This is a genomic window from Pseudanabaena biceps PCC 7429, assembly GCF_000332215.1.
Lineage (GTDB): Bacteria > Cyanobacteriota > Cyanobacteriia > Pseudanabaenales > Pseudanabaenaceae > Pseudanabaena > Pseudanabaena biceps.
Genome location: NZ_ALWB01000274.1, coordinates 1 through 7,057, shown reverse-complemented (window position 1 = coordinate 7,057; position 7,057 = coordinate 1). Strand labels below are relative to the sequence as shown.

Sequence of the window (7,057 nt, the reverse complement as noted above, 5' to 3'; positions counted from 1 at the left end):
TTAAAACCCAGAATCAAAACCTGTAGCGCACGCTGCGCGTGCGCTACAGGTTTTGGGGTTTTATATTTTGTTGCTGATAGGCTAACTTAGCAGTATGTTCATCAATAAGAACAGCTTCACCAAACTTAACAGTAGCCCCATGACCAATGCCAACCTCCCCCGCCGTGAAAGTTTAGTCAATCGCTTAATTTTTGGGCTGACCACTAGCATTTCCCTGCTAGCCACCGCCGCCTTGATCCTGCTGCTGCATATCCAGCAAGGCACGCCCGAATTAGAAGCATTTACAACATGGTTGGCGATCGTCGTGCTTTCGACGGGACTAGGTTCGGGGTTATTCGTTGCCATTTCGATCATTCGCAGCATCCAGCCACCCCTCCTCGAACTTGCCGAAGCCGCCGAAGAACTATCAACGGGCAATCTATCAGCGCGATCGCAATTAAATCGCGCCGATGAAATTGGCGAATTTGCCAAGGTATTTAACCGCATGGCTACGCATCTGGAAACCAAAACCGCCACCCTAGAAGCACGCGATATCCAATTTGCCCTGCAATCCCTCGATCGCGTTTTAGTTAATACCACCGATCAATACAAACTCATCAAGTCCAGCCTCGAAGAAATTTGCAAACTTACGGGGGCGCAACTCGGCAGTATCTACCTTTGGGAAACCTCCAGCGCTCGCCCCGATGGATGCCTAGTACTGGCGGCGGAATGGGGATATAAAACCAGCCAAGCGCTCACCGAAATTACCCTAGGCGAAGGAATTATCGGTCAAGCGGGACAGTTAGAAGAAGCGATTATCTGGGAAGGCGATCGACTCAAAGGACAAACCCTTGTTTACCGCACTCCCGTAGGCGACCTGTTACCCCAAAGTTTGTCAGCCTACCCGCTCATGCTGCGGAGTAGCCTCGTTGGCGTGCTGTTTTTAGGCAGTCTTACCCCCCTATCCGATCGCGGTCGAAATATCCTGCAATCCATCGGTCGCCGCCTCGCCACCGCGATCAGTAACGCGCAAAGTATTGAGATGATCGCCCGCCAGCGAGAAGAACTAACTACCGTATTTGAGCAGCTTGCCGATGGCGTATTGCTCAGTGATCCTGCGGGAAGGATTCTCAAAATCAACTCCGCAGGACGGAAGATCCTCAGCTTTAATGCTTTAAGTTCTCCCAATGGCGTTCCCGCTTCGCCCGTAATTGCCAAGTCGATGGAAGAGATTGTCAAGCAGTTTGATATTAGACATCAGGATGGGGAGCCTGTAGACCTCGCTAACCTAGTCGTCTTTCGGGCCATGTCTACAGGGGAGGTAGTAGAAGATCAAGTGGTTTTGCGTCCCCCTGAAGGCAATGAAATCATTCTCAGTACCAAGGCAGCCCCATTGGTGGGAACTGAATCGGAACTGATCGGAAGTGTGATGATTTTGCGGGATGTCACCGAGCAGCGCTATCGCGATAAGGTGATGCAAGAGACCAACAAAATCATGATCGAGCAGCAGAAACGGATGAGTATTTTGCAGCGACTCACCAACTTGATCAATCAACAGTTACAGGATCTCGATATTCTATTGGAATCGGTGGTGGAAGCTACCTGTGACGCGATTATGTGGGCGGAGATCTGCGTAATTGCCCTCTATAATCCCAAGGAGCAAAAATTGACCCTATCGGCAGTGAAAGGCTTGCCCGACGATTTCCCCCTGCAAGAATCCTTTGATTTAAAGGCCCAGAATCTCATTGCCCAAGTTTTTAAGGAGGGAATTCCCATAGAAGTCAAGGCGGGGGAATCGCACCTAGTCGAATCTTTACCCGTAAAAAGCGCTTTGTGTGTGCCCATCGAGTCCAGCCGCTCTGGTCGTTTGGGCGTATTAGCGATCGGGCATTTTCATTTAGAACGGGCAAGTTCTCGCGAGGATCTCAACCTCTTAGCATCCTTTGGCGTACAGGCGGCGATCGCGATCGGTAACGCACAACTAATCAACCAAATTGAAGCCCAAAACGCTCAATTGCTGGAGGCAACCCAGCTCAAGAGCCAGTTCCTCGCCAATATGAGCCACGAACTGCGAACCCCGATGAATGCAATTATTGGCTTCTCGCAGGTGCTGTTACGTCAGCGGCGCGATGTCCTTTCCTCTAGCCAAATCGATATGGTAGAGCGGATTCTCCGTAATGGTAAAAATTTGTTGGATTTGATAAATGACATTCTCGACCTATCCAAAATCGAAGCAGGGAAAATGGAATCCCATCCAGAGCTATTTAACTTGGACGAACTCATTCATCATACCTGTGAAAGTCTACAACCCTTAGCTACTGTCAAATCTCTTAACTTCATTTTTAAAAATGAGATCGGTACTTGTGCGATCTTTCACGATTCCATTCGCATTAAACAGGTGATTACCAATTTAGTTTCTAATGCGATTAAGTTTACCGATTGCGGTGAAGTAGTTGTGGAACTGAAGTATGCCAATAATTCCGCGTCTATGCCCGAAATTGCATCTAAAGAAATCAAAGAAATCAAAGAAATCAAAGAAATTAAAGAAATGCCTGTAGAGACTAATAATTTATCAGAGGAAATTCCATCTTCTCCCTTTGCGAAATCAAATATTCTCATCTCGGTGAGGGATACAGGTATTGGCATTGAGCCAGAGTTTCAACGTACGATTTTTGAACAATTTCGGCAAGTCGATCAATCCTCTACCCGCAAGCATGGCGGCACTGGTTTAGGACTAGCCATTACGGAGCAATTGGTCATTCTGATGGGTGGAGCGATCTATGTTGAGAGCGTCGTGAATCAAGGTTCTACCTTTACGGTGGAGCTACCCCCACGATTGAGCATTTAGCGTCATCAAGAGCTGTAAGTATAGCAGCCAATCAAGATAGAGAGTTGCGGCGCGAAGCGCTGCAACTCTCTCTAACATTACTGGTTATAATTACAGCCCTTTGCACTCAAATCCAAAGCCAAGCCTTCCCTAGTTACCTTCCACCTGTGTGCGATATTCACTAGCTGACATCGTGCCCTCTAGTTCAGATCCATCTTCAATATTTACCTTTAAAAACCACGAGGCCCCATAGGGATCTTCGGTAATATTTTCTGGCTCGTCCAATAGCGCTGTATTAGATTCAATCACAGTTCCCGTCACAGGCGAATAGAGATCTTCCACCGCTTTGACCGATTCAATCGTACCGAAAGTTTGTCCTTTTTCGACTTTTGTGCCTACCTCTGGCAGATCGAGAAACACAATATCACCGAGCTGGGCGATCGCAAAAGCGGTGATTCCTACGGTGACAACATCATTCTCAACGCGAATATATTCGTGGGAGTTAGTATATTTTAGGTCTTCAGGATATTCAAACATTTTGATACTTTTTGCTTTATTTCTGAATTCTTTGTTTCTGAGTTTCTATTGTAGACAAAATAGTGAAACACACCTCAACAAAGAAATAAGACGGCACTTGTACCGTCTTAGAAACCATTTAAGAATTACTTCCTGCGGTCAAAAACTCTAAGAGATCCCCCTCAATCCCCCTTAAAAAGGGGGAAGAATTTAATTCTCCCCCCTTTTTAAGGGGGGCTGGGGGGATCTATCCAATTCTTAAATGGTTTCTTAAAGCTATTTTCGAGCAAAAGAACCACAATAAACTTTTTGAAAGTGCTGCTTTGCAACACTTTCAAAAAGTTTATTGGTCTGGATTTGAGCGCAAAGCGCTGTATAGCTGTTGCCAAGTTTAAGTTGACTGGCGGCGCGAAGCGCCGCCAGTCAGTTCTTGGGGTTTGATTTTCCTAAGTCAAGTGACTGTAGCTGATCGCTATATTTAGAAAAACATAAACCCCAAAAGATAAGTGGCGGCACAAAGCGCCGCCGCTTATCTTTTGGGGTTTATGTTCTAAGCAAAACTTTCATTACTCCAGTACTAAGTAGCTAGGCATAATTAATTACAGATTCAAACCTGTAAAGTTGCGCCCCGCAGGGGCGCAACTTTACAGGTTTCCGTAATTTATTTTGCACAAGTACTTATAGAGTAATGATTTAGAGCAATGATTAACGTCAGTTCGGGTTAAGCTGGCAAATTTTAAAAGCCCAAAAGTAAAAGCCTTGCATAGCAAGGCTTTTACTTTTGGGCTTTTAAATTTGCCAGCTTAACCCGAACTGGCATTACGTTGCTATAGGCTAAGCTAAAACAAGTTTTCAACAATTTATTAAATATTTAACTTAAAAAATGACCATTACCATTCCTCAAGACGAACAACTTGGAGCAGCGATCGGGGCAATTCCCAGTGGTTTGTTTATTGTCACCTCTCAACAAAATGGCAAAACGGCAACCATGCTGGCTTCATGGGTTCAACAAGCTGGGTTTGCGCCTCCTTCGGTAACAATTATTGTTTCTAAAGGCAGACCCATTGAATCTTTCTTGACCGTTGGCAGTCCGCTGGTTGTCAATATCGCGGAAAAAGGACAAGGTAAAATTATTGGACATTTTGCCAAGGGCTTTGCACCAGATGTCGATCCCTTTGAGGGGATTGAGACAGCAATAGCTCCTAGTGGACAACCCTATCTAACTGATGCGATCGCCTATCTTGATGCGACAGTGACAGGTAGCCTTGATGCTGGAGATCACAATGTCATTCTGGCAACCATCACCGCAGGCGAGCGGCTTAGTGAAGGTGAGCCTGCCATCCATACTCGTAAAAATGGCTTCAAGTACTAATACCAAGTTAAGAAATGGCGTAGCCATTTCTTAACTTAAAAACCCTTACTATGTTTAGTTTTTAATTCACAAAAGTGTTGTCACACTTTCGTGAATTGGCATAAATCCCCAAAAGAGATGAATGGCGGCGTGAAGTGCCGCCATTCATCTCTGGGACTTTGAGCTTTGCGTTGTAAAGATCGAAGAAATTTTCAAAAAGTAGTTGACATTGTTGGCAATGTTTGGCATATTAATAAAGCGCTAAACGCAAAGGCGCACAAAACGCGGGTGTGGCTCAGTGGTAGAGCATCTCCTTGCCAAGGAGAATGTCGTGGGTTCGAATCCCATCACCCGCTTACTGGAAGCAGAGGTTTGTATAGCAAGCCTCTGCTTCTTTGTTTTTAGTGGTCATTTTTTAGTGGTCATTTTTTAGTGGTCATCATTGTTAAAGAGAATAGCTTTTTAGAGAGAATAATCGAGAAATTAGATCCATGCAGCCTAATCTTAAGTTTGATGTCAAAGTTGCCCTATCTCACATCGAGCTACCATCTGCGGAATGGATTGGCTTGCGTGAAGTTAGAGAAATTAATACGACTCGTTATATGCGCGATCGCAAGCCCCAGTCTAATGGGCGCAGTCAATCCCACGGCGTAATGATTGAAGTATTAGTGGACGGGCAGTTTGGCTATGCCAGTACCAACAATCTCGAACTTGCCAATATTCAGCGCATGGCTCGGAAAGCCTACGATCGCGCCAAAACTGCGGCAAAATGGGCTGTGCATCGCTTTACGATCGCCCAAAGACCAAAAGCGATCGGACAATATTTTTCCCCATTTGTCAAACCATCGGAGGCGATCGATGCGAAAGAACTCAACGCACTCCTCATCGAGATCTGCGACACCTTAAAGGTCTCCGATCAAATTGTGAAAACTAGTGCCTATGCCATAATTACTGAGGTCGAAAGCAAATTTGTAAGTAGCAATGGCTCGGATATTTATCAAAAACTTCTCGTTATTGCCACTGACTATGCGGCAACCGCTCAAGAGGGGGCAATTATTCAAAGACGGGGAGACAAAGGACAACTTGCTCGATGCAATCAAATCGGGATCGAGGTATTTGATCGAGACACCCTTTTACAAAGAGCAAGAATCATTGGCGAACAGGCAATTGAACTCCTCTCCGCGATCGAATGTCCCACTGAAACCACATCCCTAGTCCTCGCTCCCGACCAAATGTTGTTGCAAATTCATGAGAGCATTGGTCATCCTTTAGAAATAGATCGGATCCTAGGCGATGAGCGCAACTATGCAGGCGGAAGCTTTGTCAAACTAGAAGACTTTGGCAAGATGCAGTACGGATCTTCAATAATGAATGTATCCTTTGACCCGACTATGGCTGGAGAATTTGCCAGCTATGCCTTTGATGATGTGGGAATATCTGCGACCAAGGAATATTTAATCAAAGAGGGAAAGCTCCTCCGTGGCTTAGGGAGCTCTGAAAGTCAATTGCGATCGGGGATCAAGGGAGTTGCTAATGCAAGAGCTACCTCATGGAATCGTCCTGCGATCGATCGCATGGCAAATATCAATCTAGAAGCTGGCGAACATTCCTTTGAGGCGATAATTAGCAATATTGAACGGGGCGTATACATGCAATCGAATCGATCTTGGTCAATCGATGATTATCGTAATAAGTTCCAGTTTGGCTGTGAATACGCCCAACTAATCGAAAATGGCAAACTTACCAAAACCCTACGCAATCCCAACTATCGGGGTGTTACCAACCAATTTTGGCGCAGTCTCGCTAAAGTAGGCGATCGCGATACCGTTGAAGCCTATGGCTCTCCTTTTTGTGGGAAAGGAGAACCAAACCAAGTCATTCGAGTCGGTCATGCTTCACCCACCTGCCTATTTGAGAACATAGAAGTTTTTGGCGGCGCGTCCTAAATCAAAAAAATCAAAAAGAGACATAAAATGTCTCTTTTTGATTTTTTTGATTTTTTAACTTTTTTAACTTAAGCCTAGTTGCTTCATTTCTTGTTCGAGGATATTTAGCAATCCAGCATCATTATTAGCGCGAGCAACTTCCATACGACGTTTAACCGAAGCAGAGAGATTTGCTTTGTGGTTAGCGGCAGCTTCAGCTTTTCTTTGAACTACATTCATCACTAATATCCTTATAAATTACATATTATTTACATATGCCAATCATAACATATAATTATCAAAACGGTAGCATATGTTACTGATATTTTCTTAAATAAATGTAACGAAAATTGTGCTTATTGCAATGTCTCAGAGAAATTTACGACGCTAAATATAGCTATATTCACTTAAGTCAGGACATCACACCCAATAGAGAGTTGCGGCGCTTCGCGCCGCAAC

Annotated in this window: 5 protein-coding genes and 1 tRNA gene; 4 read left to right on the top strand and 2 right to left on the bottom strand. The window is 44.8% G+C overall.

Annotated features, from left to right (window positions below):
* Positions 1–94 precede the first annotated feature (94 nt).
* On the top strand, positions 95–2,827 hold the full coding sequence (locus tag PSE7429_RS20555) for an ATP-binding protein (RefSeq protein WP_233424405.1): 2,733 nt from the start codon (positions 95–97) through the stop codon (positions 2,825–2,827).
* Positions 2,828–2,956: 129 nt separating this feature from the next.
* Here PSE7429_RS20555 and gcvH read toward each other — a convergent pair whose 3' ends face one another.
* A complete protein-coding gene (gcvH, locus tag PSE7429_RS20550) occupies positions 2,957–3,343 on the bottom strand; it encodes a glycine cleavage system protein GcvH (protein ID WP_009629278.1) in 387 nt (128 codons plus the stop codon).
* An 862-nt stretch (positions 3,344–4,205) separates the two neighbouring features.
* On the opposite strand from gcvH, the gene PSE7429_RS20545 reads away from it, so the two are divergent.
* The 3 genes from PSE7429_RS20545 to PSE7429_RS20535 all read left to right on the top strand — a co-directional run bounded on the left by PSE7429_RS20545 (position 4,206) and on the right by PSE7429_RS20535 (position 6,619).
* On the top strand, positions 4,206–4,694 hold the full coding sequence (locus PSE7429_RS20545; protein WP_009629277.1) for a flavin reductase family protein: 489 nt from the start codon (positions 4,206–4,208) through the stop codon (positions 4,692–4,694).
* 263 nt (positions 4,695–4,957) lie between these two features.
* Positions 4,958–5,029 (top strand) — tRNA-Gly (locus PSE7429_RS20540).
* 135 nt (positions 5,030–5,164) lie between these two features.
* Complete coding sequence (locus PSE7429_RS20535) at positions 5,165–6,619, top strand: TldD/PmbA family protein (RefSeq protein WP_009629276.1); 1,455 nt, start codon at positions 5,165–5,167, stop codon at positions 6,617–6,619.
* A 63-nt stretch (positions 6,620–6,682) separates the two neighbouring features.
* Here the strand turns inward: PSE7429_RS20535 and PSE7429_RS26675 are convergent, their stop codons facing one another.
* Positions 6,683–6,838, bottom strand: coding sequence for a hypothetical protein (locus tag PSE7429_RS26675; RefSeq protein WP_009629275.1), 156 nt, complete (start codon positions 6,836–6,838; stop codon positions 6,683–6,685).
* Positions 6,839–7,057 lie beyond the last annotated feature (219 nt).

Bases quoted from the DNA above. Each gene is read 5' to 3' on its own strand.
- PSE7429_RS20555 (WP_233424405.1), top strand. From the start codon at position 95: ATGTTCATCAATAAGAACAGCTTCACCAAACTTAACAGTAGCCCCATG.
- PSE7429_RS20545 (WP_009629277.1), top strand. From the start codon at position 4,206: ATGACCATTACCATTCCTCAAGACGAACAACTTGGAGCAGCGATCGGG.
- PSE7429_RS26675 (WP_009629275.1), bottom strand. From the start codon at position 6,838: ATGAATGTAGTTCAAAGAAAAGCTGAAGCTGCCGCTAACCACAAAGCA.
- gcvH (WP_009629278.1), bottom strand. From the start codon at position 3,343: ATGTTTGAATATCCTGAAGACCTAAAATATACTAACTCCCACGAATAT.
- PSE7429_RS20535 (WP_009629276.1), top strand. From the start codon at position 5,165: ATGCAGCCTAATCTTAAGTTTGATGTCAAAGTTGCCCTATCTCACATC.